We start from the raw sequence: 26,668 nt of genomic DNA on the forward strand, positions 1-26,668 counted from the left end.
AGGGTGAGGGTAGGAATTTTGCGATTGCCGTCAATTAAGCACAATTCAGGGGCGGTTGAAAGTCGCGCAATGGCCCGCTGCATGGCCAGAAGGGAGGCTTGTAGAATATTCAGGCGATCGATTTCCTGAACCGATGCTAGACCTACGGCACAGGCGATCGCTACGCGGCGAATCTGACCATCTAAGGCGGTGCGTTGGCAGGCGGAAAGCTGCTTACTATCGGTGACACCTTGCTGAATTAACTCGTCGAAGCAAGCCTCAGGAAGTATGACGGCGGCGGCAACCACTGGGCCAAAGAGGGCTCCGCGTCCCACCTCATCGACGCCAGCAATCTTTCCCCATCCAGGGGATGGCCCAGACCAGTCCAACAGGTTAAGCTGCTGATAGAGCATGGTTTAATGGGCTGTTGGTTGAACAGTCTGCATGGTTGGTATACAGGGTTGGGTATACGTTTGGGTATACGTTATAGAGCTATGTGGCATATCGGGCAACATTGGATGGGTAAGGCTGGAGTCGCGATCGCTGCCCTAGTGATGATGGGGAGTGAAGGTCGGCTCAGTCGTGCTCCTGTGTTGGCAACGGCGTCGCATTTCGATACACCGCTTGCCTCCACGGCTCCGTCTATCTTAGATCGAGATGACTTAGATGATGATTCCGAGCAAGATGGCTTGGAGCAAGAGCAGGGGAGCGATGCCCCAGCCCAGCGCGATCGCTCCCAGCGTACGGTCTATACCTACGACTTTCCTAGCTTCCATAGTCAGCGGTTGGATGAACAACTGGCCCAATACACCGCTTATCTAGCAAACCATGGCCCACCCGATGTGTTAATTCTGGGCAGTTCGCGATCGCTGCAGGGAATTGACCCTCAAGTATTGGCGGCAACGCTGCAGGATGAAGGCTGGGGCGAGGTCTCGGTCTATAACTTTGGCGTCAATGGCGCTACAGCCAAGGTTGTAGACGTGATTTTTCGGCAGGTGCTGGATCCAGAGCATCTGCCGCGCTTGGTGATTTGGGGGGATGGTTCCCGTGCCTTTAACAGTGGCCGCCCCGATGCCACCTACGAGCGGCTCAAGGCCTCGCCGGCCTATGTGCGGTTAATAACTGAGGGCGATCGCCCCATTCAAAGCGTCGTGCTGCCGTCATCGCCACGCGTATTGCGGCGATCTACAGAGCAGGCCGGTCAAGCCTGTCCTCCTGGAGCAGAGGCTTCAGAGGCAATCTATGCTTGGCAAGTATCGATTGACTGGTGCGCAGCGGTGGCCCCTCCAACCCTGGCCACTGACCTCACACCTCAAGGCTTTTTACCCATCGCCGATCGCTTTGACCCAGCCGTCTACTACCAAGACTTTCCCCGGGTTTCAGGTCAGTATGACGGTAGCTATGTACCGTTCCAACTGCAGGGAGAACAGACCCAAGCTTCGGTGGCGATCGTCAACTATGCCCGTCAGCAAGGGATTCCCCTCGTGCTCGTCAACCTGCCCCTGAGCCAAGACTATCTTGACCCCGTGCGCCAGAGCTTTGAACAGCAGTTTCAGCTACACCTACGGCAATTGGCGATCGCCCAAGGGTTTACGCTCGTGGACTTGAATCAGCCCGACTTTCAGCGCAATGACCTATTTGCCGATCCGAGCCATATCAACCAAGTGGGTGCTGTGCTTGTATCGGAGGCGATCGCCCGAGATCCGATGGTGCCGTGGGAGGTGTTGCTAGAGCCGTGAGTATTACCGTGAAGCCGCCGCTTCTTGGGCATCACTGGGTTTAGCTGCTCCATCTTCAGGAACTTGAATGGTCAGCGTGGAGCAAGGTGCATGGTGCAACACATAGTTGCTGACGCTGCCCATGAGCATTTCTCGAATGGCGGATAGCCCTCGTCGTCCCATAATCACCAGATCAACGCCGGTCTCCTCGGCCATGGAGCAGATAATTCGGCCTGGGCTACCTGGAATTTGTCGGTAGGTGGTGGTGACGCCGTGGGATTGGGCCACATCGGAGAGCGATCGCAGCATATTCAGCCCCCGTTCCTCAAATTCTTGCCATTGCTCTCGATACACTTTCAGCATGGCGTCGTTGACCACGGGATAGTAGCTGAGTCCTGGGCTGACAAACATATCAGGGCTACCCGATTCCTCCGCTGTTAAAACATGCAGTAGGAGAAGCTCGGCTTGGATAGGCTTCGCGAGGGATAGGGCGTGGTTAAAGACATGCCGCCCCATTTCAGAGCAATCAACCGCGACAAGAATTTTTTTAAACATAGTGTTTACCCGCTGTGAGTGTTATGAGGAGGGAGTTGGGATGGGAGCGATCGCCCCCATCCCAGATGCTGGCCCTAGGACTGAGTTTCCTCAACCTTAGCGATCGCCAACAGGGTCTTCATCACCGAGTCTGGGTTGAGGCTAATGGAGTCAATTCCTTGCTCAACCAAGAATTCAGCAAATTCTGGATAGTCACTGGGGGCCTGTCCGCAAATGCCAATCTTGCGATGGTTGCGTTTAGCCGCCTCAATCACCATTCGTACCATGTGCTTCACCGCCTCGTTGCGTTCATCAAAGATGTGCGCCACCAAGGATGAATCGCGATCGAGACCGAGGGTGAGTTGGGTCAGGTCATTGGAGCCAATGGAGAATCCATCAAACACCTGACTGAAGGCATCCGCGAGAATGACATTGCTGGGAATTTCGCACATTACATAGACTTGCAGACCGTTTTCGCCCCGCTTGAGCCCGTGTTTCTCCATCTCTGCCAACACCTTACGACCCTCATCTGGGGTGCGGCAGAAGGGAATCATGGGAATCACGTTGGTTAACCCCATGTCATCCCGAACCCGTTTAAGAGCCTTACATTCCAGCCCATAGGCTTCGGCATAGTTGGGGTCGTAGTAGCGCGATGCTCCCCGCCAGCCAATCATCGGATTTTCTTCCGACGGTTCAAACTGCCGCCCACCGAGCAAGTTGGCATATTCATTGCTCTTGAAGTCAGACATGCGGACGACCACCGGCTTGGGATAGAAGGCTGCCGCAATCATGCCGATGCCGTGGGCTAGCTTATCGACAAAGAAGTCGGGTTTGTGGTCATAGAGCGCTGTAAGTTCAGCGATGTCGCGCTTGGCGTCTTCATCCTCTAGGGTATCAAAATGCAGCAGGGCTAAGGGGTGTGCCTTAATGTGGTTGGCAATGATGAACTCGAAGCGGGCTAGGCCAACGCCATCACAGGGAATCGACGATAACCCAAAGGCTTCATCCGGGTTGCCCACATTCATCAAAATCTGGGTGCGGGTGCGCGGTAGGTTATCCAACTGGGTTTCCTGCACCTCAAACGGTACGAGACCAGCATAGACCCGACCTTCCTCCCCTTCCGAGCAGGAGACGGTCACGGCTTGTCCAGTTTTGAGGAGGCCGGTGGCATTGCCGCAGCCGACGATCGCTGGAATACCCATTTCCCGAGCAATAATCGCGGCGTGGCAGGTGCGTCCGCCTTGGTTGGTGACGATCGCACTGGCGCGTTTCATAATCGGTTCCCAGTCGGGATCGGTCTTGTTGGTCACCAAGACTTCACCGGGTTTGAACTGATCGATGCCATGGACATCCAAAATCACTCGGGCATCGCCCTGACCAATCATTTCGCCCACAGCTCGCCCCGTGATCAGCACCTCGCTGGTACCCTGGAGGCGATAGCTGCGGAGAACATTGCCAGCTTTTTGCGACTGTACGGTTTCTGGACGGGCTTGCACAATAAACAGCTCGCCGGTAATGCCATCTTTCGCCCATTCAATGTCCATGGGCGTATACATGCCGCGGACGTTGGAGTAGTGATCTTCGATGATGCAGGCCCATTCAGCTAGTTTGAGAATTTCATCATCGGTGATCGCATATTTGCAGCGTTCACTGTCCGACACTGTCACATTTTTGGTGAGTTTTGAGCCGCCTGTGTCATAGACCATCTTGATTTCTTTGCTGCCCAGGCGTTTTTCAAGAATGGGTCTAAAGCCTTGTTTGAGGGTGGGCTTGAAGACAAAGTATTCGTCAGGGTTGACAGCACCCTGCACCACGTTTTCGCCCAGACCGTAGGCAGCGGTCACAAGAGCGGCATCCTTGAAGCCAGTTTCGGTATCGATGGAGAACATCACGCCCGAGGAGGCTAGGTCAGACCGCACCATTTTTTGCACGCCCACGGAGAGGGCTACTTCAAAGTGGTCAAAGCCTTTAATGGTGCGATAGGAAATGGCGCGATCGGTAAACAGGGAGGCAAAGCACTTGTGGCAGGATTCCAGCACGCCCTTGACGCCATGGACATTCAGATAGGTTTCTTGCTGTCCAGCAAAGCTAGCATCGGGCAAGTCTTCGGCTGTGGCGCTGGAGCGTACCGCCACGTCTACATCGCTGCTGTAGCGTCGGCAGGTTTCCCGTTCTTCTCCTTCAAAGCGATCGCACAATTCACCATTGACGCCATAGCGTTCACAGAGGCGTAGGTAGGCCAGGGCGATTGCTTCTTCAAGATCCTTGGGAAATGGCGTGTTTAAGATCAAACCCCGGGCTTGCTTACCGCGTTCCCGCAGGTTGGGCATGTCTTCCACATCGAGATCAGAAAAGAGCGATCGCAGTTGTTCCTTCAGCCCAGCTTTTTCAATGAAGTAGCGGAAGGCATAGGCTGTCGTGGCAAAGCCTGTGGGAACACTTACGCCTTTGGGTGTCAGTTGCTGGATCATCTCTCCTAGGGAGGCATTCTTCCCGCCTACATACGGAATATCTGCAATGCCAACCTCTTCAAACCAAAGAATCAATGCATGGTCTTTGGTATGTCCGGAATCACTTCTTGATGCGAATGGTAGGTTAACCATAAGTGTATTCCTCTGGCTTTTATAACAGCCTATTAACAACAGAGGGTGAGATGATTGTGGACTCGTCTTTTGATGCGGAATAAACGTAATCCTTTATCACCCCACCCTCATCATAGTGTGCTCGAAAAATGATAATTATTAAGACTTTTTGAATTGCTCCTAAAGCCTAACGCAACCTAAGTCTAGTGGAAAATTAGTTATGTTTCTTAATGGGTTAGGCTAGCATCTAAACCTTTGGCCAGCCTGGGGTCTGGCGATTGATTAAAGGGTGGCGATCGCGTCCTTCATCGCGTAAGCTAGAGGTAGAGATCTATCTAGAATCTAAGCCAAAACGTTCAACGCCTGCAAAAGTTAATATCTTTCAACAAAACCCAACGCTTTTAGATCTAAGTCTATGCTTAAAACATCGGCAATGCTTCAAGAAACTCAATGTCGGATTGTTGAGGGATAGTTGTTGAGAGATAGATGGAGATCCATGGGTCTCAACTGACTGAATTGATCCGATCATTAAACAATAAATAGGTTGTATTAAGCAGAAATCTCTATGGATTTGAAGGTTGATATAGGGGACGTGTTCGCATCAGCCTAATGTATCAGGACGTTACAAGGTGGTGCGTTACGGCTGCGCCTAACAGCACGCTACAGCAGGGGTGATTGAGAGCCGCCTACGGAGTGGCCAGAGGCTGAGTTGATCGATGCCAACATCCCACCCAATATTCCAGAGACTACGCTGGCTGAGCAACGTCGTTCACCCGACCCGTGTTCCTTGGGCAACGTCGAAGGGAACACCCGCTCAAGGAACGCCAGTCAGAGAATGCTGGTGCCCCATGACAAGGTAAACCTGTCGCAGAGAACTAGGACTTGATCGGTTGGAAAGGTGGTCAAAAGGAGCAGCTCAAAAAAGCTTGGATGTGCTGCACCAATCCTTCATGTTCAGCTCGCCCAATGCCGTAGTAGGGGGTGAGGGGGAGGTAGGTGGGTGATCCGGGGGGCAGGTCTTGAGGCTCAAAATGTAGACAGACTCGATAGACCGAACCGGCACTGCCATCGGAGGTTTCAAGCTGTACGGCGGCGATCGCTTCCAGGGGATAGGTCTGCTGTTGCTTGTTCCATACACCTTGGTGTTTCAAGGTAAACTGCCCAGTCTGCTTATCAAAGGTGCCGGTTACTACCTTGCCATAGAGCACACTCGTGAAAATGCCCACCAAGGCCAGAGCCCACCCAACGCCATAGGCAAACCAGCGGTTATCGCTGACCCATGCTAAAGACCGCAGATCTGGATTGTAGAGAAATCGCTGGATGCGTCCGGCGATCGCCAGTCGTTCTCGATCGTTGAGCGTGGCGTAGATCTGGATAGGAAGGTAGCGATCGCCCATATGCAGCCAAATGGCATGGCTGGGTGTTGAGACGGCATGGGGCGGGTAAAGCTGTACCGTTTGCAGATGATCTACGGGGAAGTAGATCGTGCTGGAGCGGAGTAGGTTGGCCTGGGTGAGTGCGCAAAAGCCATCCCCTTGTTCTGTGCGATCGCACATCAGCCGTGATGATTGCCCTAGCAGCACCATGATGATCAAGCCCATGGCGACCAAAGCACCACTTAAAATCCATAGCAACCAAGGTCGAGCAGTAAAGACAAAGCTACGAGACGTGAATTCCTGCACAGTCATAGACTGGATGGCTCAAGGGAAACAGATGATGGGATCAAACGCAAACCCTAGTTCCAATGTTCTGCCATGGTCTATGCCATCCGGAATCTCGCTCCGTTCTGTTGAAACTCAAGATATCTTCCGACGAGAGATTAATATCGCCCACGGCGTTTTTCTGCAGCACGTCAGGGAGCTTTTTGCGCATCGATACCCATGCTGTCCACCCATTAAGAGCTAGAGACTATGGTAGATCTCGACTACGCCCAAGCCGTCACCTGTGCGCTCTTATCCAGAGACATCTATGAGGACTTTGCTAGCCCTCGTCTCAATGGATTTGAGAAAACCCATCCCTACTATTTATTAGACGATCAAAGCACTGATACCCAAGGAGCCGTCATCGTTGATTCAGGTGCTCCAACCATCCACATCGTGTTTCGCGGCAGCTCCCATGAAAAAGACTGGGAGATCAACCGCAGCTTCAGTCCTACCGTCGCTGAGTTCAAGCAAGAGGTGATTCAAGGGGAAATTGTGGGAGAGCAGGGGAAGACCTATCCCTATGCCGAAGGCAGTTCATCGGGGTCGATGATGCATTCTGGGTTTGTGAAAGCTTATATGGCAGAGAAGATACGGCCAGCTATTCACCAATACCTCAACGACCACATCACCGCCGCCCCACCTCGGGTTATTGTGACCGGGCATAGCCTAGGGGGAGCGATCGCTACTCTCTGTGCTGTCGATATTCAATATAACTTCGAAAGTAAGATAAGCAGCATTGAACTCTACAGCTTTGGTGCGCCACGCGTCGGCAACCGCAACTTTCAAGATTCTTTCAATCGTCGAGTGCCCCAAAGCTATCGATTTATCTATGGTATGGATATGGTGCCGGCTTTGCCTAGACCCTGGCAAGGCTACGTTCACACAGGCCAGGAATATCGCCTAGGATCTCGGTTTGGCTGGCAGTTTCTATCTCGACGCTTCACCGACCATAAAATTGATAACTATATTGAAGCCCTGCAGAGCAAGCTGTCCAAGTCCTAATCCCTCGTGGGTCAAAGGTGCGGGAGTCCATCCTAAAACCTTCTCTTCTCCGCAGTGTTGTACCAGTAGGGTGCTGTTAGGCAAAGCCGTAACGCACCGACTTGCAAGGCTTTGATGCGTTATGCCACCTGACGCATCAAAGTCATTCATGGGTTTTTTTGCTCATAACGTCATGGAATTCAGGTGTTGTTTGAGACTAGGGTGATACCGGATTGGATAGGCCGCTGAAGCTAGTCTAGATACCATTCCGTCTATACAATCATGCCTCTGAAGTCGTTTCAACAGGCGTGATTGATCAAAGATCACCATGATTTGAGGGTTGTGTGCTAGGGTTAATTTGGTAATTATTTTCGGGTATAACTCATTGGTTTACGTGCTGTTGTCTCCGAATCTAATTCTCTACAAACACCTTTGATTTGGAGATGCTGAATGTCAATTTACGTTGGTAACCTCTCTTATGATGTTACACAGGAAGACCTGTCTGAAATTTTTGCAGAATATGGGACGGTGAAGCGCGTTCATCTGCCCACTGACCGTGAGACAGGTCGCCCTAGAGGTTTTGCTTTTGTCGAACTGGGAACAGACGAAGAAGAAAACGCTGCTATTGAAGACTTGGACGGTGCTGAATGGATGAACCGCGATCTGCGGGTCAACAAGGCTAAGCCCCGTGAAAATAACCGCAGTGGTGGCGGCGGCGGAAGCCGCGGTGGCTGGAACAACAACCGTAGCTACTAATCACATCTGAATTGCCAACCAGCAATCTCTAGTATTTGTTGATCGTGATGAGCCGCAGGGTAAAGAGCACAACACTTTACCCTAGCGCTCTCACCTTTAGTCTAGTTCTGCGAGTTTGGTTTGGGTTTAGATAGACGCGGCGAGTATAGCTCCCCATCACTGAGCTGTACGCCGGGTATTCCAAGATGTTTGCAAGCAGCAAGTCAGTTCACAAATGATGCACAGGTTGGTGAGAGCAGATGAGCCTCTCAGCCAACCGATTTAAGAGTGCATGAGCTGCAGTTGTGGACTACCGTTAAAGTATAGTTAGGTCGATCTGACAGCTTGCAAGAGTTGGTCAGGTTGGCACCTTTGATGTTGATGTATTGATTGAGGAAGTAGCATGACCCAAGTGATTCTGGGCGAAAATGAAGGAATAGAGTCAGGCCTGCGACGTTTTAAGCGCAAGGTTTCTCAAGCGGGCATTTTTCCAGATATGCGGAAAAACCGTCACTTTGAAACACCGATCGAAAAGCGTAAGCGGAAGGCGCTGGCCCGTCGTAAGCAACGTCGCCGTCAATCTCGGTTCTAGGGACTAAGCCTCTGAATTTGTAGAACCCTGGCGGTTCATCCAGTGCCCATGCTCCATGTGGACGGAGGCTAACGTTAACCTAGATGCATAGATGTGCTCAAAGTATCATGACCCGCTCCGACATCTGTGTCAGGGCGGGCAACGTTTGTATGGGGCTATTGTGAATAGGGGCAGTCTTAGGGCTGCTGGTGTGCTGTTTTAATAGAGCCCTCGCCCCATAGGTGAAGACCTCACGACATCTTGGAGACGTGCCAACGAAGGGTTAGGACATGCTCTAACTAGGCTGACCACCGGATAGGTCTGGGGTGCAAATTTGATCAGGTTGTCGTTTTGGCAATCAATGTTTAGGATTACAGGCACGAAGAATTTTTGGCCATGGGTCTACCCCTTGGATGTCATGCTCTGGGGTGGTGATCAACACCGACAGGAGGTTTGGGGATGAATAGACAGCTAGCGTGGATAACTCGTGGTGGGGCGATCGCTCTTGGTGCGGCGGCGATCGCGGTGATAATGGGTGTGGCTAAGCCAGCATCTGCCCAGCCTGCCTATGGCAGCTATGTGGGGATTGGCGGCTCCTTTGGTCTCACGGAAGGCGACAACACTGTATTTAACGAAAGCCGCGAGTCGGCAGCGGTGATTGCAGTGCGCTACAACATTTTGGAACTGCCTATCTCTGTGCGCGGCCAGGTGTTGACCCTCGGCAGCACAACCGCCATTGTGCCAACTGTTTCCTACGATCTACCCCTCAACTGGCAGACCGACGCTTACATTGGTGCAGGTATTGCCTTCCAAGATGGCGGCAGTGACGGCGATACATCCCCCATTGGCAACCAAACTGCCTTCGTGATTCAGCCAGGGGTAGACTACAGCCTGCCCTATAGTCGGTTGGTGCTTTTTGGTAATGCCATCATTGCTTTTGATGCCTATGAAGAAGGCGGTGGTACTGCTGCATCGCTTCAGGGTGGTGTGGGTCTACGCTTCTAAACCCGTTTGCTGCAGGTAGACTTGCGTGTTCAATCTAGACGTCAGCGATCTGCTCTGCCCCTAGCCTTGTGCTGGAGACACCGGCATTCTATGCACGATTCCGGGTAGGATCTCCGTTTCTCTTGCGGGAACAGGGTAAGCTGATGTCAGTCGGGCGATCGCCCGTTTCGCATTTCTACCCTTGCTATGCATGACAGGCTTCCTCAGCTTCATAAAGGACTGATTACCCACGCCACCCGACCGACACAGGGGTGGTATGTTCTGTGGTTGGTTCTGAGTTTTTTGATGGCGTTGCTGTTGGGTGGCTGGGCGCTGTATCAGTCGCTAGACGGTGCCTATGTCATTCAAGATGATGCTCGACAGCATGTGTTTTGGATGCGGCGTTTTTTGGATGCCGGTCTGTTTCCTAACGATGTGATTGCCGATTACTTTCAATCGGTAGCGCCCAAGGGCTATACCGCTCTCTATCATGGTGCTGCTGAGCTAGGTCTCGATCCAGTCCTGCTGAGTAAGATCGTGCCGCTGCTCCTCGGCTTGATCACCACGGGCTATTGCTTTGGCATTTGCTTAGAACTCTTGCCGCTGCCGGTGGCCGGGTTTACAGCATCGCTCTTGCTGAACCAGATTATCTGGACGCACGATGACGTAGCGTCTGGCACCCCCCGCGCCTTTGTCTATCCGTTGTTCACGGCGTTTTTATACTATCTGCTGAAGCGATCGCTTGTCCCTTGTTGGATCACCATTATTCTGCAGGGCCTGTTTTATCCGCAAACCGTGTTGCTCAGCGCTGGGTTACTCGCCGTTCAAGGTCTGCGCTGGTGGATGCGGGTGCCCCAATGGCCGTTCACCCGTCGCGATGCCTGGCTGTGTGGCGTGGGCATTGGGATTGCGATCGCTGTGACGCTGCCCTATTTGCTCAGTCCGTCGGACTATGGTCCGGTGGTGTCTCTGGCGGAGGCCCGCAGCCTGCCGGAGTTTCAATCTGGGGGGCGGGCAGAATTTTTTAGGGATAACAGCGTCCAATTTTGGCTCTGGGATGGACGGAGTGGCATTTTGCCCCGGGCTGGTCGCCTATCGCCCTTGATCTATGCTGCCCTCTTGCTGCCCTTGATGGCATGGCGATCGCGCTGGTTTCCCCTCTGTCAACATATCCAGCCCAAGGTGTTGATGTTAGTGCAAATGCTTGGGGTCTCTCTAGCTTGGTTTGGTTTGGCCCATCTGCTGCTCTACCGTCTGCACCTACCCAGTCGCTACACCCAACACACCCTGCGTATTGGTCTTTCCCTAGCTGCCGCGATCGCCCTGATCACTTTGATGGATGCCTTTTTGCATTGGGCTGAGCAAACCCATGCTCATCAGAGGCTGCGATCCATCGCTGGGGTCATGGTTTCCGGAGCGATCGCCCTGGCCCTGCTGCTGTTTCCCCTCTGGGTACAGTTTCCTCGGGTGGGCTATGTTACCGGTGCCTATCCTGATTTGTATACCTTTTTCTCTCAACAACCTGTTAACACCATGATTGCCTCGATTGCCGACGAGGCCAGCAATCTACCTAGTTTTTCCCGGCGATCGGTGCTGACGGCGCGAGAATATGGCATCCCGTACCATACCGGCTACTATAACCAGTTTGTAGAGCACACTACCGCAGTTCTGCAAGCGCAGTATAGCGATGACCTTGACACGGTGCGCACTATCACCCAGACCTATGGCATTGACTTTTGGCTCCTCGATCGCCATGCCTTTCAATCCGACTACCTCCGCCACTCTTGGGTTTGGCAATATTCCGATGTTGTGCGTCCCATCCAGCGATCGCTCCGCCAAGGCTCTCGCCCCATCCTCAAAACGCTGCATCAAACCTGTCTTGTGTTTGAAAACTCTAGTCTTTTAGTGCTGGATGCTGCCTGCGTCATTGAACAGGGGGATAGCACTTCTTAGAAGATGCTACGAACGCATTCAAGCCGGTGCGTTACGGCTTCTCGCCTAACAAGCACCCTACGCGACGGTTGATGGATATCCATTGTTCGTCGTCTGCCTGCTCATCTCGCCACAAAACAACGTAGGATGAATGGAAAAATCGTGGGTGAGCGATCGCAATGGTAGAGCAAATCCAAAACGTTGAGGTCAAGCGCCAGCGCTCTAGTTCCTGGCTGAGATGGCTGGTGATCGGACTCCTTGTTGTGGGCGTTGTGTTTCGCCTCTATCAGCCGGGGCATAAGGTCTACTGGTTCGATGAAACCATGACCTCCCTACGCATTGCTGGCTATACCCAAGAGACACTGGTGGCGGCGGTGGTCAATCAACCTCCGATCACCGCAGAGGATTTTCTTGAGCGCTACCAATATCCCGACCATCAGCGCACCAGAGCCGCTGCCCTGGCAGCCCTGAAGACTCATCCCGAGCATTCCCCGCTGTACTATGTGATGGCCTGGGGCTGGCTATACCCAGCCGGGCATTCGGTGGGAAACTTGCGGCTCCTGTCTGCATTGTTCGGTCTGGCGACGATTCCTGCCGCCTATTGGCTAGGGCGAGAGTTGTTTCAAGCTGCCGAGGCGGGGTGGGCGATCGCTGCCATTGTGGCCATATCTCCGTTCCATGTTCTGTATTCCCAGGAGGCGCGGGAATATAGTTTATGGACGTTGGCGATCGTGCTATCCAGTGCGGTGCTGCTGCGGGCGAGGCGGCGCAATACCGTACCAGCTTGGAGTCTCTATGGCGTTACGCTGGCTCTCGGGCTGTATTCCCATGTGTTCTATGGATTTGTGGTCATGAGCCATGGGCTCTACATGATTCTGGCAGAACGCTGGCGTCCAACTCGGCGACTCTTGGCCTATGGTGGTGCTGTCCTGCTGGGATTGGCCCTCTTCGCGCCCTGGCTGATGGTGATGCTGGACAACTGGGATCGACTGCTGGGCAATACCGTGGGCATGACCCTCGATCGCCAAGGATTTTTGCCCCTCTTTTGGTTGCTGAACCTCAGCCGCCTCTTTTTTGATCTCAATCAAGGGCCCAGCGCCATCAATCCGGCCCACTATCTTCTGCTTGCCCTCTGCGCCTATGCCCTGTGGTATCTCTATCAGCATGCTCCTCGCGCCACGAGCCTATTTGTGTTGACCCTGATTGGCGTGACGGCGATCGCCCTGATGGGCTCCGATCTGCTGCTGGGGGGACGGCGATCGACCATTACCCGCTATCCCGTTCCTTGCTATGTGGGACTGCAGGTGGCCGTGGGCTATCTTCTTTGGCGAATGCTGCAGGATCCTCATCAGAGTCGGCGTACTTATCAACGCTGGCGGGCAGGCGCGATCGCCCTGGCCTTGTCCGGTGTGCTCTCCATTGTGGTGAATGCCCACCATGCTCTGTGGTGGAACAAAAGCTATGCTGTGAGCCGCTTTAACCCCGCTGCTGCCGAGATCATCAACCAGAGCGATCGCCCCTTGATGATCACCGATCGCGATCCCAGTGAAGTGCTGGCCTTTGTGCATCGGTTGGAGGCTAACGTGCAGGTGCAGTTGATTGCCCGACCCAATGCGCCTGACCAACCGCCCGACCTGCGCCCGATCGTCCCCGATATTCCGCCAGCAGCCTACAGCGACGTCTTTCTCTACCAGCCCTCCCAGGGACTGCGGCTACGGATGGAGCGTCAAGGTATGCCCAGCAGCGATGTGAACGGCGGTGGCTGGCTTTGGACGGTGAGCATTCCATCACCCTAGTCGGCGGTACAATGGCGTGACCGGTGGGGCTATTAAGCCAGATGGGCCGTCCAAGTGGTAAAACTGATGTGACGTGCGATCGCCGTGCGATGAAGACCGATGCTGGTCGTCAAACGGATCAAGCCAAGATGTTCTTGATCGGCAGTCTGTCCCAGCTCTCGGCGCGATCGCCCCTCTGCCGCCGAGTTGTCTCATCCTGCTTCAACCACCATGCTTGCTGCCCGACTGCACCACTTCCTGGCCTCTCCTACCACAAAATCTGAAGGGAACCGAGTTTTTTGGTTAACCCTCGGGCTGGTCTTTTCGCTGCTGTTTTCCTACCTGGCCCTAAAAGAAGCCTTTGCCGGCGACTACATTGTGCAAGATGATGCGCGGCAGCATGTGTTTTGGATGCAGCGCTACCTCGATCCAGCGTTGTTTCCAGGCGATCGCATTGCTGACTATTTCCAATCCGTTGCGCCCTATGGCTACAAAGCCCTCTACCGCATCTTGATGGCGGGCGATATCAGCCCTTGGTGGATTCATAAGCTGTTGCCCCTGGTCTTAGGCCTGATCAGCACCTGCTACTGCTTCGGCATCGCCATGCAAATCTTGCCCGTGCCCATGGCGGGCTTCTTGGCCACGCTGCTGCTCAACCAAAGCCTATGGATGAAGGATGACCTGATTTCCGCCACGCCCCGTGCCTTTGTCTATCCTGTTTTCCTGGCTTTTTTGTTCTACCTCTTGCGGCGATCGCTTCTCGGTACGGCACTTGCGGCTGTCTTGGTGGGCCTGTTCTATCCGCAATATAGCTTGATTGTGATTGGGCTTTTGGTGCTGAAACTTCTGCGCTGGCAGCCCTCCCCCACTGCCACCAACTGGACGCGCTATGTGCCCGTGCGACTGGTGAGCGATCGCCCTGGGTATTGGATCTACGGCGTAGCTCTAGGCTTATCCATTGTCATTTTGGCGCTCTACGCCTCCAGCAATTCTGACTTTGACCCGGTGATCAGCGCCTCCAGCACCCGTGAATGGCCAGAACTTTTGCCTGGCGGACGCTCCACCTTTTTCTACCCCAATCCCCTAGAGTTCTACTTCACCGGACAGCGTAGCGGCTTATTAGATGTCGGTCTTGTCCGTCCTGCCAGTCTCCTCTTTGCCCTGGCCTTGCCGGCTTTGCTCAAGTGGCGCGCCAACTTCCCGCTCACAGCGCGACTCACTAAAAAACTCTGGCTGTTGCCGCAGATTCTGGGCGTGTCGGTCTTTTGGTTTATCGCTGCCCATGCCACCCTCTTTCGGCTGCACCTCCCCACCCGCTACACCGAACATACCTGGCGGATTGTCTTCGCCCTAGCCGCCGCGATCGCCCTGGCCATTCTCGTCGATCGCCTATTTCAATATTGGGAACCCACCCAGCCCCCAGCTCCCGTTGCGGTTCAGTGGGGCGGTATGTTCTTGATGGGAGCGATCGCTGTGTTGATCGTCATCTATCCCCGCTTTGTGGTTGATTTTCCTAGCACGAAATATAAAGTCGGCGAGGCACCGGAGCTGTATGAGTTTGTGCGCCAACAGCCCCTGAATACCCTGGTGGCATCTCTCAGTGAGGAGGCGGACAATCTGCCGAGTTTTTCCCAGCGCTCGATCTTGGTGGGGCGAGAATATGCCATTCCCTACCACTGGGGCTACTACGGCGAGTTTCGCGATCGCGCCACGGCCCTGATCAATGCCCAGTACACCCCTGATCTGCAGGCCGTTAAGGACTTTATCGAGACCTACGATATTACCCTGTGGTTGCTCGATCCCAACGCGTTTCAGCCAGGCTATGTGAGCGATGGCTGGTTTAACCAATATCAACCGCCCACCGAACGCGCCCTGCAGTATTTGCGTGAAGGAACTATACCCGCCCTAACTCGCCTGCCCGACACCTGCACCGTGTTGACCACGAACGGTATGCAGCTTCTCGATGCCGCTTGTATTCTGCAACTGGAAGCGCTGGAACCCTTAGAGACAGAGGATGGTGCAGATCCAGAGGCAGAGGCAGAGTCTGAAGACAGCGAGGACGACGATGCCGCAGATGCCTAGGCTGGCTCATCGTTGCCGATCGATATATTGCCCACCTAACCCTTGTCTTGATGGGGCTACCCATGGATGAATCCCCAGCGTTGCTGAACCTCGCCCATTGGTTGGCGGGCGAGTACGAAAACCCAGTCCAATCCCGCAATCAGCCCATCTGGTTTGTGCATCTGCGCCTGTGGTATCGGCCCGTGCCCCAGCGAATTGCTGGCAAGCTGGCTCTGTTTGCGGAACAGGCACCCGTCCTCAAGCCAGAGCAGGCCTATCGCCAGCGGGTGCTGACGCTGTGGGATGGCCCAGAGGGGCTGAAGGGCAACTATTGGGCTATGCGGCAGCCCGATCGCTGGCGTACGGCTGGGGCCAATGGTGACCTACTGCGATCGCTCTCGGAGGATGATCTAGAGCTGCTCCCCGGCTGTTGTTTGGATATCCAATCCCAAGGCGATCGCTTCGTCGGTGCGCTTGAACCCGGCGCTCGCTGCTGTTTTGACTATGCGGGGCAGACTCGACAGGTGGTTATTGGCTTTGAAGTCTACCGCGATCGCCTCCTCAGTTTCGATCGTGGTGTGGATCCAGAAACCGGTAAAGGCTTATGGGGAGCCTTGATGGGCCCCTACGAGTTCCAGAAATGCCGTGATTTTGCTGGCGATTGGCTCTGAACGCGATGCACGCCCTTGACCTTGCGGTGAGCGTACCCCCCTGGGCTAAAGAGATGTTAAAGAACATCGAGAAATGTGAGGGAAGTTCACCGCTCTCTAGAGAGGTGCGATAAAAATAATGAAGATGATTCAATGATCAAGAACTATCAAGTCTAGTTAGACAGGCTATTGATGTAGGGCTTGGGCCATATCCGGATCGTTGAGTCCCCCGTAGTAAGGGGACGGCGAAGCCAAGGATCGAAGGCAGTCCCAGCCATGCCCCTGCAACCGGATTTGATATCAGGATAGCTAGAGAACGAGGACGTCCTGCACGGATTGGGTGCCTCGTGTTGATCACCCTAAGCGGCCGGTGCTGTCATGGATTCATGGACGATGTCTAGCCATACCCTTATACCGGAAACGACGGGGCAAACCGCGTCTCCCTCCCTCCACGACCAGGTTCAGATTGCTTTGGCGATCGCCGACGAGACCTTGCTCAAGTCGCTGCTGCTGAACTGTACGCCCTCCATTGCCCAGCCCCACTTTTTAGGGTCAGCTATTTCCCGCATTGGCATTCCCACCCCCGATGGGCGATCGGTGGATGGCGTGATTCAGTTTGAGCTGGTGCATTGCCGCTTGGCCGAGTCCCAAGACGACATTGAACGCCAGTTTGCCATCCGGGGCGATCGCGATCGCCGTGAATATCACTATGCCCAGATCACCCGCTGCGAATCGGAAACCCAAACCCTGGGGCAGAGTATTTCCCTGGCCCAAGCCCTAGGGTTGCTCACTCAAGCGGGCTTTCAGTTTGACCAAGTGCAAATGATCCTCAACCTGCCCCATGAAGCTTGTCATAAATCATGGTGGTATATGCTCGATGCCCAAGGGCACTTTTCGCTGCCCTTCCGCCGTGTTTTGCGCACCCGTCGCTATGCAGACGGCACGTTTACCCTGCAGTACAAGGATCATTTTTTACAGGACAAGCCGCCCTGCTTTACCAGTCGCCACGAGCAGGTTTTGATTGAAATCAAGTCGCCCCGCCAAGGCTTTAGCAAAACCCTAGAGAAAATCAATCGCCACCGCGAACAGCTTGGCATCCATGCCGCTATTTTAATTAGCCATGCCATGAGCGATCTGGAAGCCCAAGGGTTTATCAGTCAAGGCGTCAGCGTCTATGCTGCCCAAGATTTCCTGCTGCCCACCCGCGCCGACTGTCAGCACTGCGCCAATGACGCCTGTCCTCTGCAAGGCAATGGTCAATCTCCGGTGCGCTCCTGTCAGCAGTTTTGCCTCAACGGGCAGATGTGTTAGGAACCTAGGACGACTTGGGGCAGGCGATCGCCCCTCCTAACTCATGATCTCTGCATGAACGGGAGGCGATCGCGTCCGTCTCGTACCGAAGCAAGCGATAATAGATCTATATAGACTTATAAAACTAAAGCCTCGACAGCACCGTAGCGGTCGTTGGGGCTGGGGTCTAGGCAGGAGCGATCGCGCCTTGATCGATCGGTAGCTCTGCTGTCAGCCATGGATTGCGACCAGACATTATGGAGTGGATTTCAGGGGTATGCTAGGCAAAACCTCACTAGGTAGTATCGGACTTGTGATTGGCGGCATTCTATCCGTCATAGGATTCACCGCGTACTTTTTCTCAGACAATGCCACCTTAAACCTAGTTGGTTTCTTCTACGGTATTCCCATTCTCCTCGGTGGTTTTGCCCTAAAAGCAGCGGAGCTGAAGCCAGCACCCTTTGCTGAACCCACCACTCCCCAAGTGCTGCAACTGCGGGAGCAGAAAGCCACCGCCACCCAAAACCAAATCCGCAAAGATGTGACCCGCTATCGCTATGGTCAGGAAGTCCATCTTGATACGTCCCTCGAACGCTTAGATCTCTGCCCCTCGGATGAGGAGCGCCCTGTCTTAATTGGGGTGCGGGAAGCTGATGTTGAGGGCGAGTATGCCTTGGTTCTACAGTTTTTGTCGCCGCTCATTTCCCTAGAGCTATGGCTGGAAAGGCGGGAGAAAATTGAGCGGTTTTTTGGTCCCGGCATCCGCGTTGAGGTCACCCAGACCCAGGATGAATACGTTGAAGTGTCGTTGATTACCACCGCTTCTGAACCACCCTTGTCTAACGCTGCTTAGAGATTAGAGATCCTTGGCAGTTGGTCAAATTTACGTGAATCTATCTAGGCGATCGCTGCTACAAAAAGCGATCGCCTTTGTTGTCTAGTGTGATTGCTTAGATCTTGCCTCTTGAGCGCAATGATTTCGTAGGTGAGCAGAACTTGTCCTATGTCATCGTTAATTGTCCGGAATTCTGCTGAGTTTTACGAAAACCTTACTGAAGCAGCGCAGCGCGATTGCGGATCTGTTGTAGATCATGATGACCTTCTAGCCAGCGACCGTATAGAGCCTCGCTCAGGGGCGATCGCCGTCTCGGTTGGAGTAGAAGTCTCTCCTTGAAAGGCTTGCAGCAATCCCACCGTCGGTTTGAAATCCATCCTGATAGATAGACAACTCCGCGTATGGTCTAAGCGTATAGCTATGTGAGGAATCATGAGCATGACACGCATGGGTGTTGCTCGATTTGCTCAATGCGATTGACTTAAGCACGGAGATGATGGATATGGTAGCAGCAGCAGTATCGCGTGTTCAGGAGAATCATCTGGACGTCGTTGTGCCCCAAACAGAGTTGAAAGCCTTGTTTCGTCAAGCGGAGCAAGAACTATATCGCAGCAAGGCATTTCGCCAAGCCTTGAAGGCCTTACAGCGGGAAACCGAAGAGCTATCTGAGATTCAAGGATCCTTACAACAGGCCTGCAAAGAGGCTATCCGTCTCACGCTGCGACAGGTGTTTGTTGCCTCTAAAGATTTGTTGGAACAGGTGGTTAAAGGGCAGCCGGCAGCAGAGATGCCCAGTCTAGCGATCGCTCCGGTGTTGCCAGCCGATACAGATTCCCAAGCCGAGCAGGCTGCTGAAGACGATGCCGTAGATCCTACTCTTGATCAGTTTCCGCTCTTAAAGCAGGCGGCTGAAACCAGCCATTTGCCCACGCCCATCAAGCCTGCTAAGGTATCGTCTACCCCAGCTTCGTCACGGTTGCGGGCCAAGACTGCCCAGCAGGCCCAGCAAGTGCAGTTGGAGCGCAAGGAAAAGCATAATCAAATCTTGGTGCAGCTTGGGCAAGAGCTGAAGCAGATGCGCGAACGGCGATCGCTCTCGGTGGCAGAACTGCATCAGCGCACCCTGGTACCCATGCACCATATTCACGCCATTGAATCGGGCCAGGTTGAGCGCCTACCGGAAGACATCTATGTGCGCGGCTTTGTGCGCCAAATTGGAGATGCGCTGGATCTCGATGGGGCGGCGATCGCTTGCCTACTGCCCTCCAGCGCCGATCTGATTAATCCCGTGCCTTCTTGGTACCACGAAGAGGAGCAGAGCGCCCTGCATCCTATGCACCTATATGTTGGCTACACTGCGCTGATTGCTGGCACCATGGGCAGCTTGGTCTGGATGAATCAACAGCCCTTCGATCCCATGGCGTTTCAGCAAGATTTTGAATGGCTGAATGTATTTCAGGTGTCCGATCGCCATTCCGCCGATGCCTTTGAAGTCACGCCTATTCCCAATATGACTGGCGTAGATGCGATCGCCCCGCCCGACCGTTCTGCTCCCGAGTCGTCGTCTTTCAATACACCAGCCTTTACTCAATCTTCAGAAGCCGTTTCCCCCGTATCGCGCTAGGTTGCTGACGGCTAGATTGTTCATGGCACGGAGAAGGTCTCCTCCATCGGTTGATTCCATGGAGGAGTTATCCTTGGTTTTTATCAATCCCAGCTAGGCTATGGGACGGGCTTCGGGTTCGAGCAAACAGACCCGATAAAACAAATCCTGATAGGCGATCGCAAAGTCATCGAGCGCCTGCAGCGATAGCTTATTGGCGAGATCCAAGACCTCGTTGGGATCATCAGTTTCACGAAAAATGCTGAAATACCGCGCCCCAATTTGCAGAGCTGGAACCGGCTTATCCAGATCGGGTACGCGAACTAAGGTCTGTTGATACTGAACTGCCGATGATAGCATTTGGCACGCCGGTACGAGCTTCAGTGCCGCTGCCGCCTGGGCAGGCTTGGGCGATCGCACTGGTGTGGCTTCATGCTCCCAAATCCAGATTTGGTGGCCCTTAGGCGCTTCAATCACCACCATGTGATCGCCGCGCTCTCCTAGCTTAAACACCATCTTCAGCGCCGTTTCGGCATCTGCCACCACCTTAAAAAAGCTGTAATACTGCCCATCAAGCGATACCGCCGCAATATGGCGTTCCATATCGGGGACATGCACCCGACAGGATCGATACTGCTGACGCGAGGTCAAAAATTTACACACACCAGATTCCACGGGTTGATTCATTTCAAGTAAGCGTCAGATCTACAACACAGCAAGCTCAGCCCATGGACTCTGTTTATTTCAGCCCACCTGAATACCTAGCTCGAATGGGTCAGCAAGGCATAAATCCTGGTATGGTCTATGCTGACGTCGATGGATGGTTACACACATTCCAGGTCAATAGCGTGGGTTCAATGCGATCGCCCGCCCTGTCCCCAAACGTGACCCTTGAGGGCGGGCGGTAGAATGCGTCACGTTTCTATTGTGATGCATTGCTTCGATCCTCAACAGGTTTACGCCCCACCTCTGAGATTTCTTTTGAGACTCTACTATCTACCTATTGTTCAATTGTAAAGATTCATCAGTAGTTTATTACACAACTTAATCCCTAGGGGGGGGAACTTTTCTGCTAAAACAAAGTCGTGGGTGCCTTAGACCGTCCTATAATTCTGCTGGACAATTCCATTAGACACCAGTGGGCATAACACGGCACACGCCAGTATGATGGACTCACTCAAATTCTCGCCTGACGGTCTTTGGTGATGAGAGGTTGACTTCATCAGTGGTGCACCACCAAACGCTACCGAGCGATCGTACAGTTTTGTGAGGAGATTGAACATTGATAGCATTATCATTCGCCCTGAAGTTTTTTCGCTTTAACCATTCAGCTCCTATGTTGATGGGGCTGCTTGCTGCAGCTCTTGGAGGTTTAGCGCTTGGAGTGCCCACTGCTCAAGCCTCCTCAGATGTCTTACCATCCAGTGCTGACGTCGATGCTACGGCAGCGATCGCCGATCCTCTCCTATCGCTTGATGCAGAGCCTGCCATGGATGCTGCTGATTCGACAGAAGCGATCGCCGATCCTCTCCTGTCCCTTGATGCTGGTTCTGATCTTGCAGCTAACGAAGACGCAGATCTCACTCTCAGCACCCTTGCTGATGAAGCGTCGGTGGATTCAACCTCTGTCAATCGTCTAGCGGATGCTGAGACGGATGTAGAGCTAGCCGATAGCCAACCTGACGACTTTCAGCTCGATGACGCTGCTCTGCTGCCTGAGGATGTAGACGCGCTCACGGTTCTTGAGATTCACGAAATCGGCATCGACCAAGACAGCATGGCTCAGGTTACCTCCGTAACCCAGCTATCCGATGTACGCCCCACGGATTGGGCATACCAAGCATTGCTAGGGCTCATTGAGCGCTACGGGTGTATCGCTGGATATCCTGATGGCACCTTTCGTGGCAATCAACCCCTGAGCCGGTATGAGTTTGCAGCCGGTCTCAATGCCTGCCTTGAAAGCGCAGCCCTCAATCTTTCTCCCGATGATGCGGATCTCTTCTCTCGCCTGCAGCAAGACTTTGCCAGTGAGTTGGCCAGTCTACGGGGACGGGTAGATTCCTTAGAAGCTCGGATCTCGACCCTAGAGGCTAACCAGTTTTCCACCACCTCGAAGCTCTTTGGGCAAGTTGTGGTTGGGGTACAGGGACGCAACGACTACGAGTTTTCCCAGTTCCGAGATGTGCTGGACAATGAAAGCGAACCTAACCTCGTTACCAATGTTCAGCTCAACTTACTCACTCAGTTTGACTCCCGCAGTATTCTCCTCATCGGGATGCAGGGTGGCGATGGCAACACCAGCAATACACCTGGGCTAAGCGACTTTACTCGGCTAGCCTATGAAGGAGATACCGATAATGATATTGAACTGAGTGATGTCAGCTTCCGGCACCTTGTAACGGATGATATCGCCTTGATCGTTGGGCCGCGGGGTGTTAACGCTGTCAACACGTTCCGAGGGATCAACCGAGTTGAAAGTGCTGGGTTTGGGCCTCTGTCGCGTTTTGCTCAGCGTAACCCCATTATCGGAATTGGCTCGGGTGGTGGTGGCGTTGGGTTAGATTGGCAGATTGCCAACTGGGCTAGCTTCCAAGCCGTCTATTCGTCGAGTTCCGCATCGGATCCCAACAATGGATTCTTTGGAGGAGATAACGGTATCACAACTATCGGCGGACAGTTGGTGCTATCTCCTAGCCGAGATGTTGATATTTCGGTGCAATACCTCAACTCTTACTCGCCCTTTGGCCGTCTCTTTAGCGGTGTCGGTGATGACCAGGTTGCTGTCCTTGATGGGTTAACCGGCCGCGCTCCCATTCAAACCAATGCCTTTGGTACCACTCTAGAATGGCGAGTGGCAGAATCCCTCACGGCGGGTGGCTGGGTTGGCTACACGAACTCGAACTTGCTTGGGGAAAGCGGAGATATTGAAACGTTCAACTGGATGGCATTCCTCAACTTCCCTGATTTCTTGGGTGAAGGCAACTTGGCTGGTATCTATGTGGGGCAACCACCGAAGATTACCTCTAGTGACCTGCCGTTGAACCGCAATATTCCGTCTCTCATCAGCGAAGGGGAATTTCCTTCAGGGGAAGGTGGGCAACCTTCAACCACAACGCACGTAGAAGCGTTTTATCGCTGGCGGGTGAGTGATAACATCTCCGTGACGCCTGGGTTTATCTTGCTCTTTAACCCAGGACACAATTCCGATAATGACACCATCTTTATTGGAGCGCTGCGCACAACGTTTACGTTCTAGGTTCGGTCAGACTGAGAGGGGTACCTAGTCAGGCAAATGGGCGATCGCACTCATAACATCAAGGGCGATCGCTTATTTGCAGGAACTATTGACGTCGTGACGCAGTCTTTGGGGATAGGTTTGCCAAGATCTCTTGAGGGAATCCAGCGATCGCTTACCGTGCCCCCTGTGCCTATCGCACTTTGTTGACATTGCATCTATACGACTTTGATCTTCATCTTTCATGACGTGCCCCCTCCAGTCCGGATGATTGTTCAAGATCTACAAAAATTGACATTCTCGTGCCTGATGTCCAAGGACAGCTTTCAACTGGATTGCCCCTTGTACATAGGTCTTGATGTATTAGCCCCACGATCACTCTCTTGAGTCTGCCGCATCCCCACGACTGGATGGTTCAGCATGATTCGATGCACTCAATGTCTGCATTCTTTGTGAAGCACGACTGCACAGGGTCACGCTGACTATTGAGTTCACCTGTTTTTTATACCGCAAAGGAACAACTTGCATGAAAAAGAGTCACACGACACCCTATTTCTTGGGTCTAGGGTTACTGGCTGGCAGCCTAGCGATCGCTCCAGTCGCGAATGCACAAATTCAAGTCGACGGTGGAGAAATTGGCGGGCAGGCCTCTTTCTTTGTGCCGGAAGTTGATCCAGAAGGCAACGTTCGTCTATTCGATGTTGGTATTCAAACCCTGCGACTTGAAACTAGTAGCGGTGTTACAACAACCTCTATCTTTACGCCTGATGCTGCTGCCTTTGATGATGCCAATAACGATGGTCTTCCTAACGAAGGGGATACCGGCACATTGCAGGGCAGTCTAACAGGTATTGCCTTCACATCTGAAGGAACGCCAATTCCGTTTAGCGATCGTCCTACTCTGCTAAACTTTACGCTGGATAGCTTTGATACCAACATTGGTACTCTAGACGGTACCCTGTTGCGTCCAACTGAAGCCGGTACTGCCCCCTTAGTTTTCTTGCCTGGCATTGACAGCAATGCAATCACTTTAGTTGAAGACAGTGGCATCGAAAGTATCGGTGGACAGCTTCAGCTTGGAGATTTTGAGGCAGGGATCGATGATGGAATCATTGCTCTTCCCGCATCTCTTCAATTCCGTGAAAGCCTCAGCGAAGTTCCCGTTAATCTCACTCCCACCTTCTTGTCTCGCCGAGTCAAGTTTGAATTCTCTGGTAGTGATGTTATTCCGTCCGTCGGTACAGACTTCAACTTTTTGCCTGAGGAAGTTGCTGTTGATGATGACGATCTCGATGATGATCTCGACGAAGATCTCGATGACGATCTCGATGATGACCTCGACGACGACCTCGACGATGACCTCGACGATGACGATGATGACGACGATGATGATGTAGGTTTTATCCTCAATCAAGGTATTCGGTTCGTGGGAGCGGTTAATGACCGTTTCCGCATCCAGAGCGTCGGAACGAGGGGCTCACAGGAATTTCAAATTCGTGGCGAGTTAGGCTCTGTCGATATCTCCATCGATACCGAAGATGCTGATATCAAGCGAGATGATGTGCTTTCAGAAACGGAGGTTACTTCCTACCGTATTCGTGGCGAAAGCGACGGGGTCTTTAATTTCTACAACTCGAACCTGTATGGTTTTGCCAGCACGGGCGAAAGTCGCACTGATTTCAAATTTGAGCAAGGTAGTGGCAGCGATCGCCTTCGTTTGGAAGGACGCAGTGAGGGCCCAGTAAGCTTCTATGCTTTTGCTGGTGCTCAAGATGTGTTGTTTGACTTTGACGACGTGAACTTCACCGATGACACCGAGTTCATCTTCATCGATACCAGTGCCGGTTCCGACTTCACCTGTAATTTCTGTGGTGCAAGTCTAGAAACTAACCGACGCATTGTTGTTGAGAACAACGTCATCCGTGTCGGTGCTCCTATTACTGTGAGTGTGATCACGCCTCCACCCACACCGGTCTTCGTTGGACAACAAGGCAACTCGGTGACGGTTCAGACCTCTCAGGTGACAACAACGTCAATTACGTTCAATGTCGCGTCAAGTGTTGGTACTTCTCTGTTTAGCCTATGCGGCCCGTCTGAAACCGCTATCTACCAATATGGTTACCTAGCAGGCCACCGGTATCTGACGTTGGCTAATTTGAGTACTCAGTATCAACAAATTGCTACGAGCGGTACTCGTATTGAGGTCGTTAACCAAGGACGCGATCGCTACTATGTGGTGACTCGTCCCAGTTCTGTCCCTGGCTTAGGTCTTGGTCTACGCCGTGAAGCTTTGGTTGCCTATCAACAAGTTGGCCCTAGCGGACGCATCTTCCCTGGTCTCGTTGGTCTTCGTGAAATCGCTGTTGATGATCTTGACCTCGATGATGATGAGTACGAAGTCGATGATGATCTCGATCTGGATGATGATCTGGACGATGATCTAGATGATGACTTGGACGATGATCTGGACGACGATCTAGATGATGATCTAGATGATGACTTGGACGACGATCTGGATGATGATCTGGACGACGACCTAGATGACGTCTCGGATGACAGCGTAGACGATAGCTCAGATGACGTCTCGGATGACAGCGTGGATGGTCTGGATGACGTCTCGGATGATAGCGTAGACGACAGCTCGGATGACGTCTCGGATGACAGCGTAGACGATGACGGTCTGGATGACAGCGTAGACGATGACGGTCTGGACGGCTAAGTCGCTCCTAGTCATGGAGAGCCTTAAGGGCTAAACTGCCTCCGAGCAGCAGTCAGTCTCCCAATTCAAAAACCGCGATCGCTCCCAAGGGCGATCGCGGTTTCTTTTTTATGATGGCTTCAAAGCCAAGAGCAGCTAGACTCTACCCTTTGACTGATCCCGCTAATAGTCCCCGTACAAAGTAGCGCTGTAAAGCAAAGAAGACCACGAGCGGAATTGTCATCGACACAAACGCACCTGCTGTCAGAAGGTGCCAGTCCTGACCGCGATCGCCCACCAAGTTACGCAGCACTAGGGTCACCGGAGCCACGGATTGGTTGCCCCCTAGGTAAACCAAAGCCACTAGCAGATCGTTCCACACCCAAAGAAACTGAAAAACCGCAAAGGAGGCGATCGCTGGCATCGATAAAGGAATCACCAGTCGGTTGAAAATTTCCAAATGGGAAGCACCATCCACAGCCGCCGCCTCAATTAGATCCCGAGGTAAGGACGCAATATAGTTGCGCAATAGATAGATGCCCAGAGGTAAACCATAGGCAGCATGGGCTAACCAAACCGCTAGAAATGTACCTGACCATCCCAGTTGGTTATAGGTTCGCAAGACAGGAATTAAGGTCATTTGCAACGGTACGACTAAAAGCCCCACAATACCAGCGAACAAAACCTGCCGACCTGGAAACTCCATCCAGGCTAGGGCATAGGCTGCAAAGGCAGCAATAGCAATGGGAATCACTGTTGCTGGAATCGCAATGATCAAGCTGTTTAAGAAGGCTTGCCCCAT

At 53.1% G+C, this 26,668-nt stretch carries 21 protein-coding genes; 15 read left to right on the forward strand and 6 right to left on the reverse strand.

The annotated features are described in order from the left end of the window. A partial coding sequence (locus V6D20_06260) for a ribonuclease HII (GenBank protein HEY9815389.1) occupies positions 1-392 on the reverse strand: 392 nt, incomplete at its 3' end. 81 nt (positions 393-473) lie between these two features. Here V6D20_06260 and V6D20_06265 point away from each other — a divergent pair. Continuing rightward, positions 474-1,718: a hypothetical protein gene (locus V6D20_06265; protein ID HEY9815390.1), complete on the forward strand. Its 1,245-nt coding sequence runs from the start codon at positions 474-476 to the stop codon at positions 1,716-1,718. Between the two features lie 3 nt (positions 1,719-1,721). Here V6D20_06265 and V6D20_06270 read toward each other — a convergent pair whose 3' ends face one another. The 3 genes from V6D20_06270 to V6D20_06280 form a co-directional block, all read right to left on the reverse strand. Beyond that, the gene (locus tag V6D20_06270) at positions 1,722-2,252 is read right to left on the reverse strand and encodes a universal stress protein (GenBank protein ID HEY9815391.1); all 531 of its coding nucleotides are present in this window, start codon (positions 2,250-2,252) and stop codon (positions 1,722-1,724) included. Positions 2,253-2,326: 74 nt separating this feature from the next. Then, positions 2,327-4,834 carry a phosphoenolpyruvate synthase gene (gene ppsA, locus V6D20_06275; GenBank protein ID HEY9815392.1) on the reverse strand — a complete coding sequence of 836 codons (2,508 nt, stop codon included), beginning with the start codon at positions 4,832-4,834 and terminating at the stop codon, positions 2,327-2,329. Between the two features lie 881 nt (positions 4,835-5,715). Then, positions 5,716-6,501, reverse strand: coding sequence for a hypothetical protein (locus tag V6D20_06280; GenBank protein HEY9815393.1), 786 nt, complete (start codon positions 6,499-6,501; stop codon positions 5,716-5,718). 222 nt (positions 6,502-6,723) lie between these two features. On the opposite strand from V6D20_06280, the gene V6D20_06285 reads away from it, so the two are divergent. The 12 genes from V6D20_06285 to V6D20_06340 all read left to right on the forward strand — a co-directional run bounded on the left by V6D20_06285 (position 6,724) and on the right by V6D20_06340 (position 19,954). Further along, entirely contained in the window at positions 6,724-7,518 is a 795-nt protein-coding gene (locus V6D20_06285; protein HEY9815394.1) for a lipase family protein, read from the forward strand. A 429-nt stretch (positions 7,519-7,947) separates the two neighbouring features. Continuing rightward, the gene (locus V6D20_06290) at positions 7,948-8,253 is read left to right on the forward strand and encodes an RNA-binding protein (protein ID HEY9815395.1); all 306 of its coding nucleotides are present in this window, start codon (positions 7,948-7,950) and stop codon (positions 8,251-8,253) included. A 382-nt stretch (positions 8,254-8,635) separates the two neighbouring features. Next, a complete protein-coding gene (rpsU, locus tag V6D20_06295; protein HEY9815396.1) occupies positions 8,636-8,824 on the forward strand; it encodes a 30S ribosomal protein S21 in 189 nt (62 codons plus the stop codon). Positions 8,825-9,262: 438 nt separating this feature from the next. Beyond that, on the forward strand, positions 9,263-9,808 hold the full coding sequence (locus tag V6D20_06300; protein ID HEY9815397.1) for a hypothetical protein: 546 nt from the start codon (positions 9,263-9,265) through the stop codon (positions 9,806-9,808). A 186-nt stretch (positions 9,809-9,994) separates the two neighbouring features. Next, complete coding sequence (locus tag V6D20_06305; GenBank protein ID HEY9815398.1) at positions 9,995-11,740, forward strand: hypothetical protein; 1,746 nt, start codon at positions 9,995-9,997, stop codon at positions 11,738-11,740. A 158-nt stretch (positions 11,741-11,898) separates the two neighbouring features. After that, entirely contained in the window at positions 11,899-13,515 is a 1,617-nt protein-coding gene (locus tag V6D20_06310) for a glycosyltransferase family 39 protein (protein ID HEY9815399.1), read from the forward strand. 41 nt (positions 13,516-13,556) lie between these two features. Continuing rightward, positions 13,557-13,778, forward strand: a complete 222-nt coding sequence (locus V6D20_06315) for a hypothetical protein (GenBank protein HEY9815400.1) — start codon at positions 13,557-13,559, stop codon at positions 13,776-13,778. Next, a complete protein-coding gene (locus V6D20_06320; protein HEY9815401.1) occupies positions 13,726-15,576 on the forward strand; it encodes a hypothetical protein in 1,851 nt (616 codons plus the stop codon). The genes V6D20_06315 and V6D20_06320 overlap by 53 nt, the downstream gene beginning before the upstream one ends. Positions 15,577-15,638: 62 nt before the next feature. Then, positions 15,639-16,226: a chromophore lyase CpcT/CpeT gene (locus V6D20_06325; GenBank protein HEY9815402.1), complete on the forward strand. Its 588-nt coding sequence runs from the start codon at positions 15,639-15,641 to the stop codon at positions 16,224-16,226. 372 nt (positions 16,227-16,598) lie between these two features. After that, complete coding sequence (locus V6D20_06330) at positions 16,599-17,516, forward strand: hypothetical protein (GenBank protein ID HEY9815403.1); 918 nt, start codon at positions 16,599-16,601, stop codon at positions 17,514-17,516. Between the two features lie 292 nt (positions 17,517-17,808). Further along, positions 17,809-18,348 (forward strand): DUF2854 domain-containing protein, encoded by a 540-nt coding sequence (locus tag V6D20_06335; GenBank protein HEY9815404.1) that lies wholly within the window; start codon positions 17,809-17,811, stop codon positions 18,346-18,348. A 484-nt stretch (positions 18,349-18,832) separates the two neighbouring features. Beyond that, positions 18,833-19,954 carry a helix-turn-helix domain-containing protein gene (locus V6D20_06340; GenBank protein ID HEY9815405.1) on the forward strand — a complete coding sequence of 374 codons (1,122 nt, stop codon included), beginning with the start codon at positions 18,833-18,835 and terminating at the stop codon, positions 19,952-19,954. 93 nt (positions 19,955-20,047) lie between these two features. Here V6D20_06340 and V6D20_06345 read toward each other — a convergent pair whose 3' ends face one another. Then, positions 20,048-20,620, reverse strand: coding sequence for a hypothetical protein (locus V6D20_06345; protein ID HEY9815406.1), 573 nt, complete (start codon positions 20,618-20,620; stop codon positions 20,048-20,050). A 595-nt stretch (positions 20,621-21,215) separates the two neighbouring features. Here V6D20_06345 and V6D20_06350 point away from each other — a divergent pair. Continuing rightward, positions 21,216-23,189 (forward strand): iron uptake porin, encoded by a 1,974-nt coding sequence (locus V6D20_06350; protein ID HEY9815407.1) that lies wholly within the window; start codon positions 21,216-21,218, stop codon positions 23,187-23,189. Between the two features lie 505 nt (positions 23,190-23,694). Next, on the forward strand, positions 23,695-25,887 hold the full coding sequence (locus tag V6D20_06355) for a hypothetical protein (GenBank protein HEY9815408.1): 2,193 nt from the start codon (positions 23,695-23,697) through the stop codon (positions 25,885-25,887). A gap of 142 nt (positions 25,888-26,029) precedes the next feature. Here the strand turns inward: V6D20_06355 and V6D20_06360 are convergent. After that, a partial coding sequence (locus V6D20_06360) for a carbohydrate ABC transporter permease (protein HEY9815409.1) occupies positions 26,030-26,668 on the reverse strand: 639 nt, incomplete at its 5' end.

The sequence above is a fragment of the Candidatus Obscuribacterales bacterium genome, assembly GCA_036703605.1.
Classification (GTDB): domain Bacteria; phylum Cyanobacteriota; class Cyanobacteriia; order RECH01; family RECH01; genus RECH01.

Bases quoted from the DNA above. Each gene is read 5' to 3' on its own strand.
- V6D20_06265 (HEY9815390.1), top strand. From the start codon at position 474: ATGTGGCATATCGGGCAACATTGGATGGGTAAGGCTGGAGTCGCGATC.
- V6D20_06270 (HEY9815391.1), bottom strand. From the start codon at position 2,252: ATGTTTAAAAAAATTCTTGTCGCGGTTGATTGCTCTGAAATGGGGCGG.
- ppsA (HEY9815392.1), bottom strand. From the start codon at position 4,834: ATGGTTAACCTACCATTCGCATCAAGAAGTGATTCCGGACATACCAAA.
- V6D20_06280 (HEY9815393.1), bottom strand. From the start codon at position 6,501: ATGACTGTGCAGGAATTCACGTCTCGTAGCTTTGTCTTTACTGCTCGA.
- V6D20_06285 (HEY9815394.1), top strand. From the start codon at position 6,724: ATGGTAGATCTCGACTACGCCCAAGCCGTCACCTGTGCGCTCTTATCC.
- V6D20_06290 (HEY9815395.1), top strand. From the start codon at position 7,948: ATGTCAATTTACGTTGGTAACCTCTCTTATGATGTTACACAGGAAGAC.
- rpsU (HEY9815396.1), top strand. From the start codon at position 8,636: ATGACCCAAGTGATTCTGGGCGAAAATGAAGGAATAGAGTCAGGCCTG.
- V6D20_06300 (HEY9815397.1), top strand. From the start codon at position 9,263: ATGAATAGACAGCTAGCGTGGATAACTCGTGGTGGGGCGATCGCTCTT.
- V6D20_06305 (HEY9815398.1), top strand. From the start codon at position 9,995: ATGCATGACAGGCTTCCTCAGCTTCATAAAGGACTGATTACCCACGCC.
- V6D20_06310 (HEY9815399.1), top strand. From the start codon at position 11,899: ATGGTAGAGCAAATCCAAAACGTTGAGGTCAAGCGCCAGCGCTCTAGT.
- V6D20_06315 (HEY9815400.1), top strand. From the start codon at position 13,557: ATGGGCCGTCCAAGTGGTAAAACTGATGTGACGTGCGATCGCCGTGCG.
- V6D20_06320 (HEY9815401.1), top strand. From the start codon at position 13,726: ATGCTTGCTGCCCGACTGCACCACTTCCTGGCCTCTCCTACCACAAAA.
- V6D20_06325 (HEY9815402.1), top strand. From the start codon at position 15,639: ATGGATGAATCCCCAGCGTTGCTGAACCTCGCCCATTGGTTGGCGGGC.
- V6D20_06330 (HEY9815403.1), top strand. From the start codon at position 16,599: ATGTCTAGCCATACCCTTATACCGGAAACGACGGGGCAAACCGCGTCT.
- V6D20_06340 (HEY9815405.1), top strand. From the start codon at position 18,833: ATGGTAGCAGCAGCAGTATCGCGTGTTCAGGAGAATCATCTGGACGTC.
- V6D20_06345 (HEY9815406.1), bottom strand. From the start codon at position 20,620: ATGAATCAACCCGTGGAATCTGGTGTGTGTAAATTTTTGACCTCGCGT.
- V6D20_06355 (HEY9815408.1), top strand. From the start codon at position 23,695: ATGAAAAAGAGTCACACGACACCCTATTTCTTGGGTCTAGGGTTACTG.